Origin of the sequence: Micromonospora sp. NPDC047707 (assembly GCF_040704235.1) — a bacterium.
Classification (GTDB): domain Bacteria; phylum Actinomycetota; class Actinomycetes; order Mycobacteriales; family Micromonosporaceae; genus Micromonospora.
Genome location: NZ_JBEYSU010000021.1, coordinates 36,212 through 59,638 on the forward strand (window position 1 = coordinate 36,212; position 23,427 = coordinate 59,638).

Annotated in this window: 22 protein-coding genes; 12 read left to right on the forward strand and 10 right to left on the reverse strand. The window is 73.3% G+C overall.

The features are described from left to right. Positions 1–1,077: a Rieske 2Fe-2S domain-containing protein gene (locus AB0873_RS21425; RefSeq protein ID WP_366601578.1), complete on the forward strand. Its 1,077-nt coding sequence runs from the start codon at positions 1–3 to the stop codon at positions 1,075–1,077. Positions 1,078–1,117: 40 nt separating this feature from the next. Here the strand turns inward: AB0873_RS21425 and AB0873_RS21430 are convergent, their stop codons facing one another. Beyond that, the gene (locus AB0873_RS21430; RefSeq protein ID WP_366601579.1) at positions 1,118–1,393 is read right to left on the reverse strand and encodes a BON domain-containing protein; all 276 of its coding nucleotides are present in this window, start codon (positions 1,391–1,393) and stop codon (positions 1,118–1,120) included. Between the two features lie 201 nt (positions 1,394–1,594). Here AB0873_RS21430 and AB0873_RS21435 point away from each other — a divergent pair, with 201 nt between their 5' ends. Together AB0873_RS21435 and AB0873_RS21440 are read left to right on the forward strand one after the other, a co-directional pair. Further along, complete coding sequence (locus tag AB0873_RS21435) at positions 1,595–2,275, forward strand: hypothetical protein (protein ID WP_366601580.1); 681 nt, start codon at positions 1,595–1,597, stop codon at positions 2,273–2,275. Positions 2,276–2,375: 100 nt separating this feature from the next. Continuing rightward, the gene (locus AB0873_RS21440; protein WP_366601582.1) at positions 2,376–3,569 is read left to right on the forward strand and encodes a DUF2254 domain-containing protein; all 1,194 of its coding nucleotides are present in this window, start codon (positions 2,376–2,378) and stop codon (positions 3,567–3,569) included. Between the two features lie 27 nt (positions 3,570–3,596). On the opposite strand, the gene AB0873_RS21445 is transcribed toward AB0873_RS21440, so the two are convergent. Next, positions 3,597–4,400: a potassium channel family protein gene (locus AB0873_RS21445; protein ID WP_366601665.1), complete on the reverse strand. Its 804-nt coding sequence runs from the start codon at positions 4,398–4,400 to the stop codon at positions 3,597–3,599. A gap of 48 nt (positions 4,401–4,448) precedes the next feature. Here AB0873_RS21445 and AB0873_RS21450 point away from each other — a divergent pair, with 48 nt between their 5' ends. The 3 genes from AB0873_RS21450 to AB0873_RS21460 are packed head-to-tail and all read left to right on the forward strand — an operon-like array spanning position 4,449 to position 5,904. Then, positions 4,449–4,973 (forward strand): MarR family transcriptional regulator, encoded by a 525-nt coding sequence (locus AB0873_RS21450; protein ID WP_155332075.1) that lies wholly within the window; start codon positions 4,449–4,451, stop codon positions 4,971–4,973. After that, positions 4,922–5,677 carry an ATP-binding protein gene (locus tag AB0873_RS21455; RefSeq protein WP_366601583.1) on the forward strand — a complete coding sequence of 252 codons (756 nt, stop codon included), beginning with the start codon at positions 4,922–4,924 and terminating at the stop codon, positions 5,675–5,677. Before AB0873_RS21450 ends, AB0873_RS21455 begins: the two co-directional genes overlap by 52 nt. A gap of 35 nt (positions 5,678–5,712) precedes the next feature. Beyond that, positions 5,713–5,904, forward strand: a complete 192-nt coding sequence (locus AB0873_RS21460; protein WP_366601585.1) for a YetF domain-containing protein — start codon at positions 5,713–5,715, stop codon at positions 5,902–5,904. Between the two features lie 4 nt (positions 5,905–5,908). Here the strand turns inward: AB0873_RS21460 and AB0873_RS21465 are convergent, their stop codons facing one another. Beyond that, positions 5,909–6,670 carry an ABC transporter permease gene (locus AB0873_RS21465; protein ID WP_366601586.1) on the reverse strand — a complete coding sequence of 254 codons (762 nt, stop codon included), beginning with the start codon at positions 6,668–6,670 and terminating at the stop codon, positions 5,909–5,911. A 125-nt stretch (positions 6,671–6,795) separates the two neighbouring features. Beyond that, on the reverse strand, positions 6,796–7,059 hold the full coding sequence (locus AB0873_RS21470; protein ID WP_366601667.1) for a hypothetical protein: 264 nt from the start codon (positions 7,057–7,059) through the stop codon (positions 6,796–6,798). Here AB0873_RS21470 and AB0873_RS21475 point away from each other — a divergent pair. Then, positions 7,003–7,479 (forward strand): hypothetical protein, encoded by a 477-nt coding sequence (locus AB0873_RS21475; protein ID WP_366601669.1) that lies wholly within the window; start codon positions 7,003–7,005, stop codon positions 7,477–7,479. The two genes, AB0873_RS21470 and AB0873_RS21475, sit on opposite strands and share 57 nt — an antisense overlap. A 160-nt stretch (positions 7,480–7,639) precedes the next feature. Then, entirely contained in the window at positions 7,640–9,478 is a 1,839-nt protein-coding gene (locus AB0873_RS21480) for a glycoside hydrolase family 15 protein (protein WP_366601671.1), read from the forward strand. A gap of 7 nt (positions 9,479–9,485) precedes the next feature. On the opposite strand, the gene AB0873_RS21485 is transcribed toward AB0873_RS21480, so the two are convergent. The 5 genes from AB0873_RS21485 to AB0873_RS21505 all read right to left on the reverse strand — a co-directional run bounded on the left by AB0873_RS21485 (position 9,486) and on the right by AB0873_RS21505 (position 16,878). Further along, positions 9,486–11,156 (reverse strand): right-handed parallel beta-helix repeat-containing protein, encoded by a 1,671-nt coding sequence (locus AB0873_RS21485; protein ID WP_366601588.1) that lies wholly within the window; start codon positions 11,154–11,156, stop codon positions 9,486–9,488. Between the two features lie 72 nt (positions 11,157–11,228). Next, on the reverse strand, positions 11,229–12,455 hold the full coding sequence (locus AB0873_RS21490; protein ID WP_366601590.1) for an MFS transporter: 1,227 nt from the start codon (positions 12,453–12,455) through the stop codon (positions 11,229–11,231). Between the two features lie 212 nt (positions 12,456–12,667). Further along, the gene (locus tag AB0873_RS21495) at positions 12,668–14,389 is read right to left on the reverse strand and encodes a glycerol-3-phosphate dehydrogenase/oxidase (RefSeq protein ID WP_366601592.1); all 1,722 of its coding nucleotides are present in this window, start codon (positions 14,387–14,389) and stop codon (positions 12,668–12,670) included. A gap of 103 nt (positions 14,390–14,492) precedes the next feature. Next, positions 14,493–16,010 (reverse strand): glycerol kinase GlpK, encoded by a 1,518-nt coding sequence (gene glpK / locus AB0873_RS21500; RefSeq protein WP_155332070.1) that lies wholly within the window; start codon positions 16,008–16,010, stop codon positions 14,493–14,495. A gap of 40 nt (positions 16,011–16,050) precedes the next feature. Then, positions 16,051–16,878 carry an MIP/aquaporin family protein gene (locus AB0873_RS21505; RefSeq protein WP_155332069.1) on the reverse strand — a complete coding sequence of 276 codons (828 nt, stop codon included), beginning with the start codon at positions 16,876–16,878 and terminating at the stop codon, positions 16,051–16,053. A gap of 189 nt (positions 16,879–17,067) precedes the next feature. On the opposite strand from AB0873_RS21505, the gene AB0873_RS21510 reads away from it, so the two are divergent. Both AB0873_RS21510 and glpK (AB0873_RS21515) read left to right on the forward strand, forming a co-directional pair. Continuing rightward, on the forward strand, positions 17,068–17,835 hold the full coding sequence (locus AB0873_RS21510) for an IclR family transcriptional regulator (RefSeq protein ID WP_155332068.1): 768 nt from the start codon (positions 17,068–17,070) through the stop codon (positions 17,833–17,835). Between the two features lie 39 nt (positions 17,836–17,874). Further along, positions 17,875–19,398: a glycerol kinase GlpK gene (glpK, locus tag AB0873_RS21515; RefSeq protein WP_366601594.1), complete on the forward strand. Its 1,524-nt coding sequence runs from the start codon at positions 17,875–17,877 to the stop codon at positions 19,396–19,398. Between the two features lie 27 nt (positions 19,399–19,425). Here glpK (AB0873_RS21515) and AB0873_RS21520 read toward each other — a convergent pair whose 3' ends face one another. Further along, positions 19,426–21,066 carry a hypothetical protein gene (locus AB0873_RS21520; protein WP_366601596.1) on the reverse strand — a complete coding sequence of 547 codons (1,641 nt, stop codon included), beginning with the start codon at positions 21,064–21,066 and terminating at the stop codon, positions 19,426–19,428. A gap of 207 nt (positions 21,067–21,273) precedes the next feature. Here AB0873_RS21520 and AB0873_RS21525 point away from each other — a divergent pair, with 207 nt between their 5' ends. Further along, positions 21,274–22,281, forward strand: coding sequence for a GGDEF domain-containing protein (locus tag AB0873_RS21525; RefSeq protein ID WP_366601597.1), 1,008 nt, complete (start codon positions 21,274–21,276; stop codon positions 22,279–22,281). 89 nt (positions 22,282–22,370) lie between these two features. Continuing rightward, on the forward strand, positions 22,371–23,411 hold the full coding sequence (locus tag AB0873_RS21530) for an AraC family transcriptional regulator (protein WP_366601599.1): 1,041 nt from the start codon (positions 22,371–22,373) through the stop codon (positions 23,409–23,411). Positions 23,412–23,427: the final 16 nt, after the last annotated feature.

Genomic DNA, 23,427 nt, shown 5'->3' on the forward strand with positions numbered 1-23,427 from the left:
GTGACGCGGCAACAGCGGGGGGCGGTCGACGTCAACGACCGGTCGCTGTCGCGCTTCGACATCGTCCGGGAAGGCGCCCGCCGCGACGACATCGAGATCGTCCACTACGAGCCGCAGGTCGTGTCCGGCTCGAAGGCCGAGCGCCGGCTGGTACGGATCGTCGCGGCGCTGTTCCTGATCGCCGGGCTGGCGGCGACCGCGTTCCTCGCGGTCTACATCTGGTGGCCGTGGCGCTACCGACTGGTCGCCGACATCGAGGAGTACTACACGCCGCTGCTCGGGGCGACCCTGGGCATCGCGCTGCTGGGTGTCGGCTTCGGCGTTCTCGTGTGGGGCAAGAAGCTACTGCCCAAGGAGGTGTCCATCCAGGACCGGCACGAGGGCGCCGTGTCCCCCGACGAGCAGCGCATCACCGGTCAGACCATGCTCTACATGGCCGACGAACTCGGCGTGCGGCGTCGACCGCTGCTCGGAGTCTCGCTGCTCGCCGGGCTCGTCCCCGTCGGCGCGGTCGTCGCCGCACCCCTGGTCGGCGGCCTCATCCGCGACCCGCACACCGGCCGGGAGCTGCACCAGACCGGCTTCGCGCCCGCCGACGAGCAGGGCGCCATCACCCGGGTCCGCCTGGTCCGCGAGGACGGGCGTCCCGTGCGCCCCTCCGACCTGCTCGCCGGCGGCCAGGTCACCGTCTTCCCCGGCATCCCGCACGGCGTCAGCAACCAGTACGCCGACTCGGTCACGCTGCTCATCCACCTGCGCGCCGAGGACGCGATCACCGCCCGCCTCAACAACCGCGACGCCGGCAAGTTCGACTGGATGTGGGGCAACTACATCGCCTACTCGAAGATCTGCACCCACGCCGGCTGCCCCGCCAGCCTCTACGAACAGCAGACCAACCGGCTGCTCTGCCCCTGCCACCAGTCCCAGTTCCTCATCACCAACAACGCCGAACCCGTCTTCGGCCCGGCCAACCGCCGCCTGCCCCAGCTGCCGATCGAGGTGGACGAGGAGGGTTTCTTCGTCGCCACCGCCGACTACCAGGAGCCGATCGGCCCCGACTTCTGGGAGCGCCCCTGACCGCGCCGCCGGCCGGCGGCGGGCGGACGTCCGGCGCCGGTCACCCGTCCGGTGGGCACAGCCGGTTGCTGACGTCGTGGACGTCCGCGGCACCCCAGGCGAGGGTGTGGGCGTGGGCGCTCACGTCGGCCGAGCTGACCGTCCCCTCCAGGATGACCACCCGGTTCTGCACCTCGATGCAGATGCGCTCGTGGCGCAGCACCGGATCCCGCTGCATCTGCTCGAGCAGCCGGCAGGCCAACCGGGCGTCCTCCGAGGCGGGGGTGTTCTGGAACAGCGATGGCAGGTCGTCGGGGAAGAACCAGGGGTACGTCACGACTTACTCCTCACGTCTTGATGACCTGCGGAGAGCCCTACCCCCACGCTTCGCCGTCAATACGACAAGGTCGTGACGATTCGTGCCCGCGACGGTGACGAGTCACCGCGGCCCGCACCGGCCACCGCCGGACCGAACACCGCCACCCGCTGACGCCGTGCCCACCCACCGCCGGCCCCTGCCGCCCACCCGGCTCCCCGGATGACCGGCCGCCAGGGCGACGAGCGGTCCCGCGACGCCGTCCTCAACGGTCTCGCCCGGCGGCTGGACAAGCCGATGGGCGCCCTCGGCGTGCTCTTCCTGCTGGTCGTGCTCGGTCAGTCACTCGCCCGGCACCCCACCCTGTCCACCGCCCTGACCGTCACCAGCTGGGTCCTGTGGGCGGTGTTCGTGGCCGAGTTCGCCCTGCGCGCCTGGCTCGCCCGGCACCGCCCCCGCGCCTTCTGGCGCCGCAACTGGTGGCAGGTCATCTTCCTCGCCGTACCGTTCCTGCGGTTCGCCCGGGCCGCCGCCACCCTGCGCGCCACCCGCGCCGGCGGCGTCATCACCGCCGCCGTCCGCGGCTCCCGCTCCGCCGGACGCCTGCTCACCGACCGGCTCGCCTGGCTGGCGATCATCACCACCACGGTCATCCTGTCCGTCGGGCAGTTGCTCGTTCTCACCGGCTCCTACCGGACGTACGGGCAGGCGCTGCACGACGTCGCCCTCACCACCATCACGGGCGAGCCGCTCACCGCCACCGACCCGCTCGCCCAGGTCGTCGAACTGATGCTCGCGGTCTACTCGGTGGTCGTCTTCGCCACCCTGGCCGGAGCGCTGGGAGCGTTCTTCCTCAGCTCGGAACGACAACGGGACGAGGGTGACCGGGAGCAGCGGGAGTGACGGCCTGCGGCACCCCCCGGTCCGGGCGGTACGTCGTACGCCGGGCGGAACCGTCCCGCGTACGCCAGGATCAGGGCGTGACGCCCGGGATCTGGACGCCGTGAGTCGGCCCCGCAGCCCAGCGGCGCTGGCCGCCGACGTGCTGGCCAGCTTCTGGCTGCTGCCGGCGGTCTGCGCCGTGGGGGCGGTGGCGGCGGCGATCGGCCTGTCGGTGCTGGAGCTGCACCTGGACCTCCCCGTCGAGTGGCTCCTGCCCGGCGGGCCGGCCGGCGCCCGGTCGCTGCTGTCGTCGATCATCACGGCGATGATCTCCTTCACGGCGCTGGTCTTCTCCATCACGGTCGTGGCCCTGCAACTCGCCAGCAGCCAGTACTCGCCCCGGGTGCTGCGCACCTTCCTGCAGGACCGGACCATCCAGGCGACGCTGGGCACGTTCGTCGCGACCTTCCTGTTCGCGATGGTCGTCCTCGCCGCGCTGCCGGCCCGGCACGAGCAGCGGCTGCCGGAGTTGTCGCTCGCCGTCTCGATGTCGCTCGTCCTGGGCAGCAGCGGGATGTTCATCTACTACCTGCACCACATCACCACCGTGATGCGGGTGTCGCACATCATCGCGTCGATCGGCGCGCAGACGCGCCGGACCATCGAGCGACACCTGCCGGACGACGAACATCCGCCGCTGCGGGTCACCGGCGACGTCGTGCAGGTCCTGCCGGCTCCGGTGCCGGGCATGGTCACCGACGTCGACGTCGCCCGGCTCGCCCGGCTGGCCCGGGAACACGGCTGCGCCATCTCGGTCGTCCCCACACCGGGCGATTTCGTGGTCGCGGGCGCGCCGCTGTTCCGCGCGCACCGGTGTCCGGGCGACGAACCTCGCCCGCTGCCCGCCGATCGCGCCGCACGCACGGTGACCATCGGTGTGGAACGCACCCCGGGTCAGGACGTCGGCTTCGGCTTCCGGCAACTCGCCGACATCGCCGAGCGGGCCCTCTCCCCTGCCTCGAACGACGTCACCACCGCGACCCGCGCCGTACAGGAGGCCCACGACCTGCTCCGCCGGCTCGCCACCCGCCCCGAGCGGGCCCGCACGGTCCGCGACGACGACGGAACCGTCCGGGTACAGGTGAACAGCCTGCCGTTCGACACGTACCTGGCGATGATCGTCGACGACGTGCGCGCGACCGCGGGCCCGCAGCCACGGATCACCCGCCTGCTGGACACACTCCTCGACGACCTGTACGCCGTCGCGCTGCCCACCCACCGGCCCGCGATCCGGCGTCGCATGCCACACGGGTGACGCACACCAGCGAGGTCCTCCGCCGCCTCACGACGGCGGCGTCGTCCGGGGTGGTGGCACGGGGCGGGCGGCGGCATCCTCGGTCGGCGTGCCGTCCGGCGATTCGAGGCGCTGGCGCAGCGCCGCGATCTCCCGCCGCAGCGCGGCGATGTCCTCGGCGGTGGCGGCGGGTTGCTGGCCGCGGCCGGAGACCCGGTCGACGATCCAGGTGGCGAGGGAGCCGGTCACGAAACCGATCAGCCCGATACCGCCGATCATCAGGCCGACCGCCACGAACCGTCCCTCGGTCGTGACCGGGTAGAAGTCGCCGTATCCGACCGTGGTGATGGTCACGGCCGCCCACCACAGGGCGTCCCCGTAGCTGGTGATGGAGGAGTCCGGGGCGTACCGCTCGGCGTCGAGGACCGCCAGGGCCGCGACCACCACCAGCAGCAGGGTGGTCGCCGCCACGTAGACGCCGAGCCGGCCGCGGACCCAGATCTCGGTACGCCGGCTCAGCGTGAGCACGACCGTCACCAACCGCAACGCCCGTAGCGGGCGGAGCACCGGCAGGAGCAGCACCGCGAGATCGAACAGGTGCTCGCGGACGAACCGCCGTCGATCCGGCTGCTGAACGAAGCGGACACCGATGTCGAGCCAGAACAGCAGCCAGATGGCGAGGGTCGTCAGCTGGCAGGCGCGCCTCCAGCCCGCCCCGAGCTGCGGATCCAGGATCGGCGCCGCGTAAGCCGCCAGGAACACCAGGGAGAGAACGGTCAACGGCAGCGCGGTCACCCGCTCCCAGCGGGTGGTCCGCACCGCCGGTGAGCCGGTGGAGCCGGCATTTCCCATGGTCACCCCTCCGACCATAAATGCGTGTACCCGTGCAATCATTGGCCGGTGCGACTCTACGTGGAGCCGGCGGAGTCCCCGACGGCGGTGGACGAGGGCCTCGTGGATGCCCTGGCGGCACTGAGCCGATCGCTGGTCGGCATCACCGTCCGCTCGCTCGGGGTCCTGGACGTCGACCTCACGATGTCGCAGTACCGGACCCTCGTCCTCCTCGCGTCCCGGGGGCCGGTCCGGGTCGTCGACCTTGCCGTGGCGCTGCAGGTCCACCCGTCCACCGTCACCCGGACCTGTGACCGCCTGGTCCGTCGCGGTCTGGTGGCACGGCGACCGGGCGAGAGCGACCGGCGGGTTTCCTGGCTCAGCCTCACGACGGCGGGCAAGGACATCGTCGGCGCTGTGATCCAGCACCGCACCGCCGAGATCCGGCGCCTGGTGGCGACGACCGGGGTGCGGGCCGGCGGCGGGCTGAGGGAATCGGTCGAGGTACTGGTGGCGGCAGCCGGCGAACCGGACGAACGACAGTGGCGACGGCACTGGGAACGATGCGCCGGGCCGCCCGCCCCGCCGACATGAGCCTGCCACTCGAATGGGCCTTCCGACGCGACTTCCGCGCCGGCTCCACCCGGATCGTGCTCGCCGGTGGCTGCCCGCCCGACGCGGAACCGCTGCTGGCCGCCGTCCTGCGGGACGGCGACGTCGACGCCCCGCTGGCCCTCGTCATCGACCTGCGGGACCTTCCCGCCGTCGCGGTCGCGTCAGCCGGCACGGTGATCGTCCCCTGGGCCGCCGCCCGCGCCGGCGGGCCGGTCCTGACCGTCGAGCCGCCGACGCACGCCGCCGGCCTGCTGCCGGCCGGCACCGGTCGGGATCCGCAAGGGGCACCTGGTCGCCGCCGGGCCCACCTGAACCTGCCCGCGCACCCGGATTCCCCCGCCGCCGCGCGCCGGCTCGTCGCCGACCGCTGTCGGGCGTGGGGTCGCCCGGCGATGACGGAGCGCGCCGTCATCGTCACGTCCGAGCTCGTCAGCAACGCCGTGGAACACGCCGGCACCGAGCTCGACGTCACGCTGGTGGAACAGGCGGGGGCGGTGCGGGTGAGTGTGCGGGACCGCGCCGCCGACCGCCCGGACCCGGCCGCAAACGGGAACCTGCTCGCCGAGCGGGGCCGTGGCATCCCCATCGTCGCGGCCCTCGCCTCCGACTGGGGCTTCGTGACCGTCGGCGACGGCAAGACGACCTGGGCCGTCGTCGGGGGCGACCTTCCGGCCGACGGGTGACCTGGGGCGCGTCCGGACCGCACCGGGACGGCCGGATGTTGCGCCGCAACATGCGCCGTGAGCTGGTCACCGAGGAGGAGCTGTACGCCAAGCTGCGCGAGCAGGGCGTCGACGACATCGCCGACGCGCGTGAGGTCCGGATGGAGTCCGACGGCGAGTTCAGCGTCATCACCCGCTGCGGGCAGGGCGGCGCCGGCGGGAGGTCCCGCAGGCGGGGTGCGGCCTGACCGGTCACCGTCCCACGGCCGTGTCGCCGCGCCGGAGCCGGCCGCGGGCGATCAGCTCCACGGTGAGCACCACCGCGACCACCTCCACGGCGAGCAGGCCGATGAGCACGAACAGCTGGGTCACTCCGGCGGTGAGCGGGTCGGCGCCGCCGAGCAGCACCCCGACGAACGCCCCGGGCAGGGTGACCAGGCCGACCGTGCGGGTCTGGTCGAGCGCCGGGATCAGCGCCTGACCCGCCGCCGGCCGGCACACCAGCAGCGCCGCGTCGCGTGGGGGCAGGCCCAGGGCGAGGGCCGCTTCCACCTCGCCGCGGCGGCCGGTCAGGTCGTCGAGGGCCCGGCGGCCGGCCAGCGAGGTGGCCGTCATCGCCCCGCCGATCAGGATGCCGGCGACCGGGATGACCGCGATCCCCCGCAGCGGCAGCAGGCCGGTCAGGAGCAGGGCCGCCACGAGCGGCAGGCTGCCCGTGACGATCGGCGTGCCGGCCCACCAGCCCCGCCGGCCGCCGGTGATCCGGCGGCCGGCGGTCACCGTGGCGACGGCGCACATGAGCAGCACGAAGCCCGCGGTCGCCCACATCGACCCGACGATCGCGGCGATCGCCACCGACACCGCCGCCAGTTGCAGCGTGGCGCGCACGGCGGCGGTCACGATCTGCCGCCCGTGCCCCAGCCGGCCGGCCGTCGCGACGGCCGCGGCCAGCGCCGTCAGGACGACCAGCGCGACGGCCAGCCTCGGCCCGATCACCAGCATCGTCGACGTCATGCGCCAGTGCTTACCCGATCCGGTCCGGCTGCGTGGTGGGATGCCGCCCACACGGCCGGCCGCCGGCGCCCGGGCCCGAGCACGGTGGCGGGTCGGCCCACCCGCTTCGCCACGACCGCGACGAGCTATCCCCGCGCCAGCTCGGCCAGCCGGTCGACCTGGCGCGGGTCGGCCAGCGCCGAACCGACCCCGACCACCCGGGCGCCGGCGGCGAGGAAGTCGGCGGCGTTGGTGGCGTCGATCCCGCCGGTGGCCACGAAGCGCAGGTCGGGCAGCGGTCCGGCGACCGCCCGTTTTGGAACCGGTTCGTCGGCCGGGACAAGACACTGCTGATCGGCTCGTCCAACACCGTCGGCCCGGACGTCGGGCGGCTGAACGTGACCCTGCACCACAACCTCTTCGACGGGGTCCGCCAACGCCTGCCCCGGGTCCGCTTCGGCCAGGTCGACGTCTACAACAACCACTACCGGCTGGCCGGCGACGGGTTCGCCTACGCGATCGGGATCGGCGTGCGGTCGGCGGTGCACGTCGAGCGCAACGCCTTCACCCTCGGCGCGGGGATCACCGCCGCCGACCTGCCTTACGACTGGGGCGGCACCGCGGTCACCACCCGCGGCAACGTCGTCGACCCGGCCGACGGCCCGGCCCGCCCGGTGGACCTGGCGGGCGCCTACAACGCCGCCCACGACCCCGACCTGGCACCCGACGCCGGGTGGACGCCCACCCTGCGCCACGGCCCGGTGCTGCCGGCCGTGGCCGTGCCGTACGTCGTCGGGGCGTTCGCCGGCGCCGACCGCCTGCTGCCCTGACCACCCTCCCGTCCACACCGTGGTAGCCGGTCACGGCGGTGTCCGGCGGCCGCCGGGCACCGCCGTAACCCGGACGGGTGGCCGGACGGCGTTCCCGGCCGCCCGCCGCCCCCGCGTCCCTAAGGTTCGACAGGTGTCGTGGGAAAACGGGGAGACCGGCATGTCGGCCTACCCGGCAATCGAGGATCACGGTCTCATCGGGGACCTGCAGACCGCCGCCCTGGTCACCCGCAACGGCACCATCGACTGGTTCTGTGCGCCCCGGTTCGACTCGCCGAGCATCTTCGGGGCGCTGCTGGACCGCCGGCGCGGCGGGTACTTCTCGATCGTGCCGGACGGGGTGCGGTACATCAGCAAGCAGCTCTACCTGCCGGACACGCCGATTCTCATCACCCGCTTCATCAGCGCGGACGGCGTCAGCGAGATCGTCGACTTCATGCCGGTGACCGGCGAGCGGCCCACCGACCAGCACCGGATCATCCGGACCATCAACATGGTGCGGGGCAGCATGCGGTTCCGCGCCGAGTGCTGCCCCCGCTTCGACTACGGCCGGGAGCGGCACGAGTTGGACGTGCACGCGGACGGTGCCGTCTTCCGGAGCCCGTCGGCCACCCTGACGCTGCACACCTCCCATCCCGACGGCCGGCTTATCCCGATCGAGAACCTGCAGAACCTCGACGGGGACCTGATCGCCTTCACCACCCTGCAGGAGGGGGACACGGGCGCGATCGTCATGGAGACCGCCGGCACCCAGGCGCCCCGCCGCTTCAGCCGGGAAGAGGTCCAGGCGCTGTTCGAGTTCACCCGCGACTACTGGCGCCAGTGGCTCGACCGGTCCCGGTACACCGGGCGGTGGCGGGAGATGGTGGAACGGTCCGCGATCACCCTCAAGCTCATGACGTACGCGCCGACCGGCGCAATGATCGCCGCACCGACCGCCTCCCTGCCCGAGGAGATCGGGGGGACCCGCAACTGGGACTACCGCTACACCTGGATCCGCGACACCTCGTTCTCGGTGCACGCCCTGCTCGGGCTGGGCTTCACCGAGGAGGCGGCCCGGTACACCAACTGGCTCGACGAGCGCATCCGCGAGGCCGGCGACCACGCGGCACCCCTCAAGATCATGTACCGGGTGGACGGCTCGTCCGACCTGCACGAGGAGGTCCTCGACCACCTGGAGGGGTACATGGGGTCGGGGCCGGTCCGGATCGGCAACGGCGCCGCCGACCAGCTCCAGCTCGACATCCACGGCGAGGCCCTGGACGCCATGCTCTTCGCCGACGAGCAGGGCATCCGCGCCTCGCACCAGGTGTGGCGCAGCACCGTCCGGATGGTCGACTGGCTCTGCGACAACTGGGACCAGCCGGACGCGGGCATCTGGGAGAGCCGCAGCCACCCCCGTGACTACACCTTCGGCCGCCTGATGTCCTGGGTGGCCATGGACCGGGCGATCCGCCTCTCCACCCGCCACGGCCGCCCCGGCGACGTGTCCCGCTGGGTCCGCGAACGGGACGCGATCTACAACCAGATCATGTTGCGGGGGTACGACTGGAACCGCCGCTCCTTCGTCCAGGCGTACGGGGAGCACGTCCTCGACGCCGCCCTGCTCATCATGCCGTCGGTCGGGTTCGTCACCCCGAGCGACCCGCTGTGGCAGTCCACCTTGCAGGCCATCGACCGGGACCTGGTCTCCGACAGCCTCGTGCACCGGTACAAGCCCTCCGAGGCGCCGGACGGGCTCCCCGGCGACGAGGGCACCTTCAACATGTGCACCTTCTGGTACGTCGCCGCCCTGGCCTGCTCCGGGCGACTCGACGACGCCCTGCTCACGTTCGAGAAGATGTTCACCTTCAGCAACCACCTGCGCCTCTACGCGGAGGAGATCGCCCTCACCGGCCAGCAGATCGGCAACTTCCCGCAGGCGTTCAGCCATCTCTCCCTGATCACCACGGCCCTGGCGCTCAACGACATGCTGGACGCCCGCAACCGGCGGGGGTGACCGGCGCTCACTCCACGTCGGTGTGGTTGTCCGACCACCGGCCGCCCACCGGTGGGGTGTCCAGGCGCAGCGCGCCGTCGGCGTTGCCGGCGAGGTCGTTGTCCTCGATCCGGCAGGCCACGCAGCTGCCCCGCCCGGTGATCCACAGGCCGTACGTCTGGGTTCCGGCGCCGGTGTCCCACACCCGGTTGCCCCGTACGGTCGCCGAATCGAGCGGGGCGTTGACGGTGATCCCGGCGCGGACCGGCGGCGGGGCGGGCAGCTCGTACCGGCTGCCGGGCTCCGGCACCGCTTCGTTCCACCCGCTGGCGGCGTCCGGCCGCACCTCGGCGAGGCTGAGCTCGGTGGCGCTGTTGCCGGCGACCACGGCCGTCCGCCCGCCGACGTGGACGACCTTGCCCCGGTGACCGTCCGGTGGCCAGGTCGCGCCGACGTCGGTCACCGTCCTGCGCCCGTACCGCACGGAGGCTCCCGACCCGCTCGTGGCCGGGGCGCAGCGGCGGCCGTTGTCGCGGATCCGGTTGCCGACCAGGAAGGCGTCGACCATCGGCCGGTCGACCCGGACGGCGTCGAGACCGTTGTCGGCGAGGTCGTTGCCGTCGACCACGACGGCCACGGCCGGACCCCGGTAGCCGTTGCCCAGGTCGTGCTCGTGGAAGCCGTACCCGCCGTTGCCGCTGATCCGGTTTCCCCGGATCGTGTACGGGCCCGGCGTGTTTCCCATGCTGATGCCGTCGCCGACGTTGCGGTCGACGACGCAGTCGGTGAGGATCCCGCCGCGGCCGGCGACGCCGGCGGTGCCGTTGGCGGAGACGTCGAAGCCCGCCTCCAGGTTGCCGGTCAGCGTGCAGGCGGAGACGACGAGACCGTCGGCGCCCCAGTCGGAGATGCCGAAGCGGTTGGCCTGGCTGTGGCAGCCGACGATGCGGTAGCCGCGCGGCGGCGTCCAGTCCGGCTTCTGGAGTTCCAGGAAGATCCCGTTGGTGCCGTTGCCCAGCGTGGTGCAGTTGGCGATGGTGCAGCGCTCGATCTCGCCCCACCCGCCGACGCCGATGCCGATGCCCGCACCGCCCATCTGGAGGCCGTTGTCCAGGCGGCCGCAGCCGACCACGACCACCCCGTCGATCAGCGTGTCCTGGAGGAAGTCGCAGCCCAGGCCGGTGGCGCCGGTGTGGTGGATGTAGAGGTTGCGGAACACGCCCCGCACGACGTACTGCAGGCCCAGGCCCTTGGCGAGGTAGCTGTACTCGGTCATCGCCACGCCCGAGCCGTCGATCTCGAAGTCGGCGAAGGTGCACTCGGCGATGTGCCGGTCCCGGTCCGCGCCGTGCTGCACCGTGGTCCAGAAGGCGAGCGGCACCGGGTCGGACCGGTTGCCCTCGTTGCTGAGCAGGAAGCGGGTCGCCGCCGGGCCGGCCCCGATGAGTGACACGCCGCTGCGCCACACCGTGCCGGCGTCCCGGATCGCGTAGATCCCGGGCGGGCAGTAGATCACCCGGGCCCGTCCGTCGGCCGCGTACCCCTCGCCGAGCCGGTCCACCAGCGCCGCCAGGGCCGGCTGGTCGTTGGTCACCCCGTCCCCGCGCAGCCCGTGGTCCCGGGCGTCGCACCAGAGGGGCGCCCCGGCCACGGGCGTGAGCCGCTTCGGCACCGCGGTGGACAGACCCTGGTGGGACACGGCGGGCTCCTCCGACCGTCGATCGGCTGTCGGGCGCCGCCCGTGTTCCCGTTGCCGGCCCCGGGAAACCCGTCAGGCCGCACGCGCGCGGAAGGCCGAGCCGGCGAGCGACGCCACGGCGAGGACGACGAGCCCGGTCCCGGCCGTGACGAGCGGGACGACGTCGACCGCACCGAACCGGGCGCAGAGGCTGCCCAGGGCCGAGCCGGCGAGGATCCCGACCTGGAAGAGGATGCTGTGCAGGGCGCTGGCGGTCTCCGCCCGCCCGCCGTCGACCCGGCGCAGGACGGCCAGCGCGGTGAGGACCGCGAGCAGCGAGAACGACGCGCCGGAGAGGACCAGCAGCGCCGCGCCCGGCACCGTGGCGCCCACCCGGCTGCTCAGCCACAGCGCCGCCGGCACCACGGTGAACGCCGCCGCGGCCACCCGCACGCTGGCGACCGGCCCGGCGTCGGCGAGCCGGCCCCCGGCCGCGCTGCCGGCCACCGACGCGATCCCGTAGCAGAGCAGGACGAGCGAGAGGCCGGCGTCCCGGACGCCGAGTTCGCGGTCGGCGTACGGCGCCAGGTAGGTGAAGAACGCGAAGTGCCCGGCGACGGCGAGCAGGGTGACGGCCAGGACGGTCGGCAGCCCCGCCGTGCGCAGCGTGACGGCCAGCCGGCCGTCGGTGCCCGGGCCACGGTCGCCGGGCAGCGCCGGCAGCGTCCGGGCGAGGGCCCCGGCGAGGGCGAGCGAGGCGACGACGACGGTCGCCGCGGCGGCGCGCCATCCCCACGCCTGGCCGACGAGGGTGACCAGGGGGGTCCCGACCACCAGGGCGCTGGCCCCGCCGACCGCGACCCGGCTGCCCGCGCGGCCCTGGCGGTGCGGGGCGGCGAGGCGGGTCGCCACCGGCATCGCGACCGCGAAGTAGACACCGTGCGCGGCCGCCGACACGCACCGCCCGGCCATCAGGACGGCGACGGTCGGCGCCAACGCGGTGACGAGGTGCCCGAGCGCGAAGGTGGCGGCGCAGGCGACCAGGACCCGGCGCCGGTCCCAGCGGGCGAGCAGCCGGGTCAGCGGTACGGCGGTGGCCGCCGCGACGGCGGCGTAGACGGCCACCGAGAGACCGACCACGCTCGGCGCGGCGGGCAGGTCCGCGGCGATCTGCCCGAGCAGCCCCACCGGCAGCGTCTCACCGGTGACGAGGGCGAAGGCGGTCGCCGCGAGGACGAACGCCGCGACCCCGTCCCGTGCGGCGGGCCGGTCGGCCGGCCGGTGGTGCGGGGAGGTGACCGCGGGGGCTGCTGCGCTCATGCCGTTCCTTTCGGCGCGCGCCCGGCGCGGCAGCGGTCGTGCCCCCGGGAGCGGGTGTCGACCGGCCGCCGCGTCGCGGCCCGATCATCATGCGGACGCCAGCGTCTCACACCCGCCGCGGGCACCCGGAACGCGGCTCCGGCGGTGTGCGCGGGCACACCGCCGGAGACCCGGTCCACGCCCGGCGGTGCGACCGACCGCCCGGGGACACGTCAGGCGGCGAGCGCCACCGCCGGCACGTCCGGTGCGCCGGACCGGACGGCGTCTGCGGCCTCGTCGTCGGCCTGCTCGTGCGCCGCCCGCTCGGCGTGCACCCGGGCCACGTAGTGGGCCACCTCCCGGTCGACCCGCTCGGCGTCCCAGCCGAGCACCGGCGCCATCAGCTCGGCGGCCGGGCCGGCGGCGGCGAGCCCGCGGTCGAAGGTCTCGATCGAGATGTGCGTACGCCGGGTGAGCACGTCCTCCAGGTGCAGGGCGCCCTCGGCGGACGCCGCGTACACGATCTCCACGCGCAGGTAGTCGTCGGCGCCGTCGAGCGGCTCGGCCAGCGCCGGGTCCTCCCGCAGCAGGTCCAGCACCTCGTCGACGGCGGCGCCGTGGCGGCGCAGCAGGTGCTCGACCCGCTCGGCGGACAGGCCGTGCTGCCGGGCGATCCGGCGGCGCTGGTTCCACCGGGCGACGTAGCCCTCGGCCCCGTGCAGCGGCACCCGGTCGGTGCACGAGGCGGGCACGCCCTCGCCGAGACCGCGCACCGCCTCGTCGACCGCGTCCCGCGCCATCACCCGGTACGTCGTGTACTTGCCGCCGGCGACCATGACCAGTCCCGGCACCGGGCTGGCCACGGTGTGCTCCCGGGACAGCTTGGCCGTGGCGTCGGAGTGCCCGGACAGCAGCGGGCGCAGGCCCGCGTACACGCCCTCGACGTCGCCGCGGGTCAGCGGGGTGGCCAGGACCTCGTTGACCCGCTCCAGCAGGTAGTCGATGTCGCGGCTGGTGGCGGCGGGGTGCGCCTTGTCCAGGTCCCAGTCGGTGTCGGTGGTGCCGATCAGCCAGTGCCGGCCCCACGGGATCACGAACAGAACGCTGGTCTCGGTGCGCAGGATCAGGCCGGTGGTGGAGTGGATCCGGTCGCGGGGCACCACCAGGTGGATGCCCTTCGACGCGCGGACCTGCACCGGGCCGCGCTCGCCGACGAGTGCCTGGATGTCGTCGGTCCACACGCCGGTGGCGTTGATGACCTGCCGGGCGCGGACCTCGAAGACCCGGTCGGTCTCCAGGTCGTGCACCCGCGCGCCGATGACCCGGTCGCCGTCGCGCAGGAAGCCCACGACGCGGGCCCGGGACAGCGGGTGGGCGCCGTGCGCCGCGGCGGTGCGGACCAGGCAGGTCACCAGCCGGGCGTCGTCGACCTGGGCGTCGTAGTACTGCAACGCGCCGACCAGCGCCTCCGGCCGCAGCGACGGGCAGGCGCGGACCGCGCCGCGCCGGGTGAGGTGCCGGTGGGCCGGTACGCCCCGGGCGTGGTTGCCGGAGAGGCTCATCGTGTCGTAGAGCAGGACGCCGGCTCCCGCGTACAGCCGCTCCCACCCGCGGTGGCGCAGCGGGTAGAGGAACGGCACCGGGCGGACCAGGTGCGGGGCGAGCCGTTGCAGCAACAGGCCGCGCTCGCGCAGCGCCTCGCGGACCAGGCCGAAGTCGAGCATCTCCAGGTAGCGCAGGCCGCCGTGGATCAGCTTGCTGGAGCGGCTGGACGTGCCGCTGGCCCAGTCACGGGCCTCGACGAGCCCGACCGACAGGCCCCGGGTGACGGCGTCGAGGGCGCAGCCGGCGCCGGTGACGCCGCCGCCGACCACCAGGACGTCCAGTTCCTGACCGCTGCTGAGCGCGGCCAGGGACCGCTCGCGGGCGGCCGGTGACAGTGTCGCGGAGTGCATGCGTTCGTTCTCCTGTTTCTGGGCGGCCGGCGCGGACGTCGGCCGGTCCGGGCGGCCGGCGGGGGACGCCGGCCGCCCGGTCCTCGGGTGGGGGTGTTGCTGATCAGTCGACGTCGACCCAGTCGAGGGTGCGCTGGACCGCCTTCTTCCAGCGGCCGTAGCCGTTCTCGCGCTGCTCGGGCGACCAGCTGGGCTGCCAGCGCCTGCTCTCGTTCCAGTTCTCCCGCAGCTCGTCGGTGTTCTTCCAGAAGCCGACGGCGAGGCCGGCGGCGTACGCGGCGCCGAGCGCGGTGGTCTCGGCGACCACCGGCCGGCTCACCGGCACGCCGAGGATGTCGGCCTGCATCTGCATGCACAGGTCGTTGACGGTGACGCCGCCGTCGACCTTGAGGACGTCCAGGGGCACCCCGGAGTCCTTCTCCATGGCCTCGGCCACGTCCCGGCTCTGGTAGCAGATGGACTCCAGCGTGGCCCGGGCGATGTGGGCGTCGGTGTTGAACCGGGACAGCCCGACGATCGCGCCGCGGGCGTCGGAGCGCCAGTACGGGGCGAACAGCCCCGAGAACGCCGGTACGAAGTACACGCCGCCGTTGTCCTCGACCTGGCGGGCGAGGATCTCGCTCTGCGCCGCCGTGCTGATGATCTTGAGCTGGTCGCGCAGCCACTGCACCGCCGACCCGGTGACCGCGATGGAGCCCTCCAGGGCGTACACCGGGGCATCGGTGCCGAACTGGTAGCACACCGTGGTGAGCAGGCCGGCCTTGGACCGGACGATCTCGGTGCCGGTGTTGAGCAGCATGAAGTTGCCGGTGCCGTACGTGTTCTTGGCCTCGCCGGGGGCGAAGCAGACCTGCCCGACGGTGGCGGCCTGCTGGTCGCCGAGGTCTCCGGTGAGCGGGACCGGGCCGGTGAACGGGCCGTGCGGCGCGGTGGTCCCGTACGTGTTCGGGTCCGACGACGGCCGGATCTGCGGCAGCATGGCGCGCGGGATGCCGAAGAACGACAGCAGTTCGTCGTCCCAGTCCAGCGTCTCCAGGTTCATCAGCATGGTGCGGCTGGCGTTGGTGGGGTCGGTGACGTGCACCCCGCCCTCGGTGCCGCCGGTGAGGTTCCACAGCAGCCAGGTGTCGGTGTTGCCGAAGATCGCCTCACCGCGCTCGGCGTCCTCCCGGACCCCCTCGACGTTCTCCAGGATCCACTGGATCTTGCCGCCGGAGAAGTACGTCGCCGGCGGCAGGCCGGCCTTGCGCCGGATGACATCGCCCTTGCCCTCGCGCTCCAGCGCGGAGGCGATCCGGTCGGTCCGGGTGTCCTGCCAGACGATGGCGTTGTAGTAGGGGCGGCCGGTGCGGCGGTTCCACACGACGGTGGTCTCGCGCTGGTTGGTGATGCCCAGTGCGGCGAGGTCGGCGGCGCTGAGGCCGCGCTCGTTCATCGCGGTCTGGATGACGGTCTGGGTCCGCTCCCAGATCTCCAGCGGGTTGTGCTCGACCCAGCCGGCCTGCGGCAGGATCTGCTGGTGCTCGAGCTGGTGGCGGCCGATCTCGTTGCCACCGTGGTCGAAGATCATGAAACGGGTGCTGGTGGTGCCCTGGTCCACCGCGCCGACGAAGTCAGCCATGCGGGAGGTCTCCTCTGCGGGTCGTAGGGGGATGTGTCGATCAGACGCGGGCGGGCTCGGGCTCCGCAACCGTCTCGGTTGCGAGAGTGCCCGGCTCCGGCTCGTCGCTCGGCAGGAACCGGCCGATGAGCAGCTCGTAGAGGCCGGCGCCGAGAACACCGCCGACGAGCGGCCCGACGATGGGCACCCAGAAGTACGGATATCCGCCGGCGTCCTGGAACGCCGTCTCGTACCCGGTCAGGAACGACGCGAGGCGGGGGCCGAAGTCACGGGCGGGGTTGATCGCGTAGCCGGCGTTGACCGCGAAGGCCATGCCGATCGCGACGACGATCAGGCCGACGATCAGCGGGGCGAGGTTGGAACCGGGCAGGGAGTTGCGGGCGTCGGTGACGGCGAGCACGAGGAACAGGAGGATCGCCGTACCGATGATCTGGTCGCGCAGCGCGCCCCACTCGGTGACGCCGGCGCCCGGCAGGGTGGAGAAGACGCCCTGGCTCTTGCTGGTGAGGCCCGGGTCGAACCGGGACAGCACCTCGCTGTAGTTCCAGCGGATGATCAGGGCCGCGACGAACGCGCCGGCGGTCTGGGCCAGCGCGTACGGCATGACCTTGCGCCAGGAGAAGCCCTTGAAGACGGCGAGGGCGAGGGTCACCGCGGGGTTGAGGTGGGCACCGCTGATCCGGCCGGCGACGTAGACGCCGAGGGTCACGCCGAGGCCCCAGGCCCAGGCGATGCTGTCGAATTCGCCGGTGCCGGCGGCGGCGACCTGGGCGACGACGCCCACGCCGAACAGGATCAGGATGGCGGTGCCGGCGAACTCGGCGGCAAGTTCGCCGAGCAGGCCCGGCGCTCTCAATCGCTGTGTCATGGTGCCTCCAGGGGGGGGTGGCGGCCCTCCGCTAGCAGGGGGACGGGCGGAGGGCCGGTCGGTGTCGGCGAGGTGTCGGACGTCGCCGTGCGGTGAACCGTAGGAAACGCAGGAAGGCGGGTCAACGAACCCCGGTCGACAATGTCGAACACTGTTGCGATGGCCCGAACGCGATTAGCATTCCGGCCCATGCCGGGTCAGGTGCAGTCCATCGCACGTGCCGCGGCGATCCTCCGCCTGCTGGCCAGCAGTTCCGGCCGGCTCGGCATCGGAGAGATCGCCCGCTCCCTCGACCTGCCCAAGGGCACGGCGCACGGCATCGTGCGCACCCTCCAGGACGTCGGGTTCGTGGAGCAGGACAAGACCTCCGGCAAGTACCAGCTCGGCGCCGCCCTGCTGCACCTCGGCACGAGCTACCTCGACGTCAACGAACTCCGCTCCCGCTCCATCAACTGGGCGGACCCCCTCGCCGCGCGCAGCGGCGAGGCAGTCCGCATCGGCACCCTGCTGGACGGCAAGGTGCTGGTGGTCCACCACGTGTTCCGCCCCGACGACACCCTCCAGACCCTGGACGTCGGGTCGCTGCTGCCCCCGCACGCCACCGCGCTCGGCAAGGTCCTGCTCGCCTACGACGTGGGCGCCGCCAACACGGTCATGCAGGGCGAGCCCGAGCCCTACACCCGCCGCACCCTGGTCACCGCACGGGCCCTCACCCGGGCCCTCAGCGAGATCCGGGACAACGGCTGGGGAGCCGAGATCGAGGAGATGACCCCCGGCAAGGCCGGCATCGCCGCGCCGATCCGCGGCTACGGCGGCCTGGTCGTGGGCGCGATCGGACTCTCCGGCCCGGTGGACCGCATCTGCGACGGATCGGGAGTCCCCCGCCCGACCCTCGTCACGTACGTCCGCGACGCCGCCCGCGCGGTGTCCCGTGATCTCGGCGCCGCGCGCTGGTGATCAGCCCACCCCACCACCCGGCTTCACGAAGGACGAGCCATGACCGAGAGCTACGTCGTCGCCATCGACCAGGGAACGACCTCCACCCGCTGCATCGTGTTCGACCGCCGCGGCAACCTCGTCTCGGTGGCCCAGCGGGAGCACCAGCAGCACTTCCCCCGGCCCGGCTGGGTGGAGCACGACGCCGCGGAGATCTGGCGCAACGTGGGCCGGGTCGTCCCCCGCGCCCTCGCCCAGGCCGGCGTCACCGCCGACCAGATCGCCGCGATCGGCATCGCCAACCAGCGCGAGAGCACGATCGTCTGGGACCGGCGCACCGGCGTCCCGGTGGCGCCCGCGATCATCTGGCAGGACACCCGCACCGACGCGGTGGTGGAGACCCTGACCCGCTCCCCCGGCGCCGAGGACGTCCAGCGGCTCTGCGGGCTGCCACTGACCACGTACTTCTCCGGGCCGAAGCTGCGCTGGCTGCTCGACCACACGCCCGGCCTCGCCGAGCGGGCCGAGCGCGGCGAGGTGCTCTTCGGGACGATGGAGAGCTGGCTGATCTGGAACCTCACCGGCGGCCCGGACGGCGGCCTGCACCTGACCGACGTCACCAACGCCAGCCGCACCATGCTGATGGACCTGCGGACCCTCGACTGGCACCCGGACCTGCTGGCCTTCTTCGGTGTCCCCGCCGCCATGCTGCCCGAGATCCGCTCCTCCTCCGAGGTGTACGGCACCGCCACGACCGTCCTGCCGGGCGTCCGGATCGCGGCGGCCCTCGGCGACCAGCAGGCGGCCCTGTTCGGGCAGACCTGCTTCGCCCCCGGCGACGCCAAGTGCACCTACGGCACCGGCAGTTTCCTGCTGCTCAACACCGGCGCCGAGCCGGTGCACTCCAGTCACGGGCTGCTCACCACCGTCGGCTACCGGATCGGCGACGAGCCCGCCGTGTACGCCCTCGAAGGGTCCATCGCGATCACCGGGTCCCTGGTGCAGTGGTTCCGCGACCGGCTGGAGCTGATCAGCACCGCGCCGGAGATCGAGACCCTCGCCCGGACGGTCGACGACAACGGCGGCTGCTACATCGTGCCCGCCTTCTCGGGGCTGTTCGCGCCGCACTGGCGCAGCGAGGCGCGCGGGGTGATCGTCGGGCTGACCTCGTACATCACCAAGGGGCACCTGGCCCGCGCGGTGCTGGAGGCGACCGGTTGGCAGACCCGCGAGGTGGTCGACGCGATGAACGCCGACTCCGGGCTGGACCTGACGGCCCTGCGGGTGGACGGCGGGATGACCGCGAACAACCTGCTGATGCAGTTCGTCGCGGACGTGCTCGCCGTGCCGGTGGTACGCCCGATGGTGGCCGAGACGGTCTCCCTCGGCGCCGCGTACGCGGCCGGGCTCGCGGTCGGGTACTGGCCCGACCTGGAGGGCCTGCGCCGCAACTGGCACCTCGCCGCCCGGTGGACGCCGGAGATGGACGCCACGGTCCGCGACCAGGAGCGGGAGAACTGGCAACGCGCCGTCGAGCGGACCTTCGGGTGGATCAAGCCTGAGGCCCGGGCCGCGAACGGCTGACCCGGTGCCATGGCCGTGCCGCGCCTGTCACCGGGCCTCGCAGATCCGGCCGGTCATCGCCGGATCACCCTCCCGGCCGGCGGCCCAGATCAGGTTCACGTCGAGGATGAGCGGCGGCGCCTGCCAGGCGGCGCTGAACCGTTGCACCACCTCGTACCCCCCGAGGGGTTGGTCGACCGGCTCGCCGGCGAGGAAGTGGATGGACTGTTCGTAGACGTCGTCCCGGTTGAGGAGGCCGCCGTGCAGGGCCGGGACCTCGACGACCGGAACGTCCGTGTACTCGCCGGGCGGCGCCTCGGCCGCGCCGACCAGGGGCAGGAAGGCGATGATGCGAACGCCGGGAACCGGGCAGAGGATGCGGTTGCGGTAGAAGGGCGCCTCGGCGATGACGGACCGGATGAACGGCTCGTCCGGGCCGGTGTCGATCTCGCTGACCAGGTTCGTCACGGCGGCGATGCCGCGCAGCTCCCAGCCGGCCACCACGCCCCACCCTTCGTGCCAGGGTGGCGGGTAGTAGGCGCGGCCGGGCCAGATCAGCGGGCTGTACAACATCACCGCCGCCACCGGCCCGGGGGCGAGCTTGTCGAGGTATGTCCGGATCACCAGCGCACCCTCGCTCTCCCCGGCGAGAGCGATCGGCCGACCGGTCCGCTGGTGCAGCGCCTCGACCTGCTGCGCCAGCAGGGCCGCGCTGGAGTCCAGCGAACGGTGGGTCGCCTCCGGCCGGTACGGCAACGGCCGGCCGGAGCCGTCGATGCCGGCGTACGAGAAGCGTTCCACCCGCGGGTCGACCGGTGGCTGCCCGTCCCAGCTCGACTCGAAGCCGGCCAGGACGATCACCGCGTAGGGCACCCGGTCCGGGAGCGGGTACCGGACGAGCGGCGGGGTCCACGCCCCCCTCGTCCCCGCCGCGAGTCCGACCAGCGGTGGTACTCCCACCGCGGCGACCATGGTGAGCACGATCGCGATCGGCGCCACCGGCACCCGTGCCCAGTGGGCTGGCTCGTGCTGGACGGCCGCCCGCACCGTCCGCCGCCACAACAGTCCGTTGACCACACCGGCCAGACCCGCCACGAGGATCCGCGACCAGCCCGGCACGCTCACGATCACGGCGCTGGCAAGGGTGAGCACCAGGAAGTTCAGCAGCGACCAGCCGAGGAGCCGGGCCGACGGCAGCCCTCGCCACCAGTGCTGGACGACCCCCGCCCGCTGGAGGAACGGCGCGATGACCAGCATCGGAACCACCGATGCGAACAGGTACCAGGAGAGCGCCACCGCGGAGAACGCGACGGAGATGGCCGCCCACGGCGAGATGATCAGGATGGCGATCGCCGCGACCTCCAGGTTGCGCAGCACCAGCCAGCGCCACGACGGGCGATCCAGCTCCGCCGGCCAGGCCAGTGCCGTCAGGCCGGCGGACAGCACGCCCCGCACGGCGACAGCGACCACCAGGCCGAGCAGGAACATCGCCCACGAGTTGTGGTAGACGAGCAGCCAGCGCAGGTCGTGGTACGAGTCGTACGGCCAGACGGCGGTGGCCTGCGGAGCCAGCGGCTGCGCGGCGAAGAACCCGAGGCCCAGCAGGGCGCCCATCTCCAGCATCGGCGGCACCGCGGCCAGCAGCAGCAGCGCGGGGCCGCGACGGGAGCCGGCCATGGTGACGTGCATTGTCCGTAGGATGCCCGGTCGCGGTTACCGTGCGTGCAGCTTCCCGGCAACAGGCCTTGACGGTGACCTACGGCACACCATTCAATGTGCAGGTGGCACGGTGCCACGTCGGAGCGGCCTCGCCACGGGACTCCGCCACTTCGACCGGTTTCGCTCTGGCGTCACCCGGCGGCACCCGCCGGGTGCGGTAGGTGCGGGGGGCAATCGGTGAACGAGCGCCGCCGACGCATGCGGCTCAGCGCGGCCCTGCACGTCGTCTCGCACGGGGTCGCCGTCCTGTACTGCCTTCTCACCCTGGACCAGCCGCACCGGGGCAAGATGCTGGTGATGTACGGCTGCGGCATGGCGGGCGGCGCGGTGGGCCTGTGGGCCGCGCGGCGGGTGACCACGAAAGCGGCCGGCTACCGCACCTCCGGCGTCATCATGATGGTCACCCTCGTCGCACTGGCGCTGGGTTCACACTGGGACGGCGGGGCGGCCGCACCCGCCGCCCTGGGCTTCGTGACCACCGTGGTCTTCGTGGCCACCCAGACTCCCGGCCTGCGGCTCATGATCGCGCTCGAGGTGCTCACCCTCGGGACGTACGTGGGGGTCGCCGCCGTCGGCGAGCCGATGCGGCCCGGTCACCTCTTCATCAACGTCGCCGGGATGATCGTGCTGATCTCGGTCTGTTCCACGCAGGCCCGCAAGGTCGCCCGGCAACGCTCCCAGCTCCGCGCTCTCGCGACCCTGGATCCGCTGACCGGCGCGCTGAACCGGCGCGGACTGGCGGAGTTCGCCTCCACCCTGTTCGTTCCCCGGTGCCGTCCCGGCCCGTCCCTGCTCTGCCTGGACCTCGACGACTTCAAGCTCGTCAACGACCGGTACGGGCACGCGGCCGGTGACCAGCTGCTCCAGACGACGGTGGCGGCGGTCCGCCGGACGGTCCGCCCCGATGACGTGGTCGCCCGGATCGGCGGCGACGAGTTCGTCGTCGTCCTGGTCGAGGCGGACGCGGCGACCGCGCAGGCGGTGACGGCCCGGGTCGACGCGGCGGTGGGCCAGCAGGCCGGTGTCAGCATCGGCTGGGCCACCGCCCCGTACGACGGGACGACGCTGGAGTCGTTGATGCACGCCGCCGACCAACGCCTCTACCGGGTCAAGCAGGAGAAGCACCGGGCCACCGGCACCCACCTGCCGTCCCGTCAGCCGGACACCCTCGGCGTGCTCCCGTAGGCGCCGCGGTCGGAGGCGGGTCTAGAGTGAGGCCACGGGCGGGAACTGCCCGCACCGGCCGGTGATCGCAGCACCGCCGAGGGGGGACCGTGAGCGACCCTGCGCCTCGCAGCCGCGCCCCGGCCGACGGGGCCGACGGCGGGCCGGCGCGCGGCGAGCGGCCTCCCGACCGGTCCGACGTGTCCCCTGCGACGGTGGTGGCCGCGGGTCCCGAGGCCGTGCACGCCCAGCTGAGCGGTCGCTACGGTCGCCTGCGGATCAGCAGCGGCGGCGGGCCCCACGTCCTACGGCTCGCCGAATCCCGGCTCGGCCCGGTCCGCCTGGACCGGCTGGTGTTCCAGATGCACTTCGACGCGGACGTCGAGCCGCCGGGCGCCGTCCACGTCGGGCTGCTCACCTCGGGAGCGATCAGCTTCCGCTCGGCCGTCGGCCCCGAGCGGGCCCTCCGCCCCGGGGACGTCTTCCTGCCGGCGCCACCCGACCAGCCGTACACCGCCCGGGTCCGCGACGCCGCCGCACACGTGGCGGTGTTCACCACCGACCTGGCCGACCAGGTCGCCGAGACCGCACCCGGCCGGGCGCCGGAGCCGGTGCGCTTCCTGGACCTCCGCCCGGTGTCCGCGGAAGCCGCCGCCGCGTGGCGGCGCACCTTCGCCTACGTCCGGGGCGAGTTCCTGACCATCCCGGAGGTGGCGGCCAACCCGCTGCTGGTCGGCAACGCGGCGCGACTGCTCGTCGCGGCCACCCTGTCGGCCTTCCCCACCACCGCGCTGACCGAACCCACCATCGAGGACCGGCGGGACGCCGGCGTGTGGGCGTTACGCCGGGCCGTCGCGTTCATCGACGACCACGCCGCCCTCGACATCAGCGTCGCCGACATCGCCGCGGCGGCCCGGGTGAGCATCCGGGCGGTGCAGCTGGCCTTTCGGCGTCACCTCGACACGACTCCGACCGCCTACCTGCGGTGGGCCCGTCTCGATCACGCGCACCGGGAACTGCGGGACGCCGACCCGGGCACGACCACGGTGGGCGCGGTGGCGGCCCACTGGGGGTTCTCCAGTCACAGTCGCTTCACCGGGCTGTACCGGGCCGAGTTCGACGTCCCTCCGAGCCGGACCCTGCGGGCCTGACCGGTCGGGCGCGTCG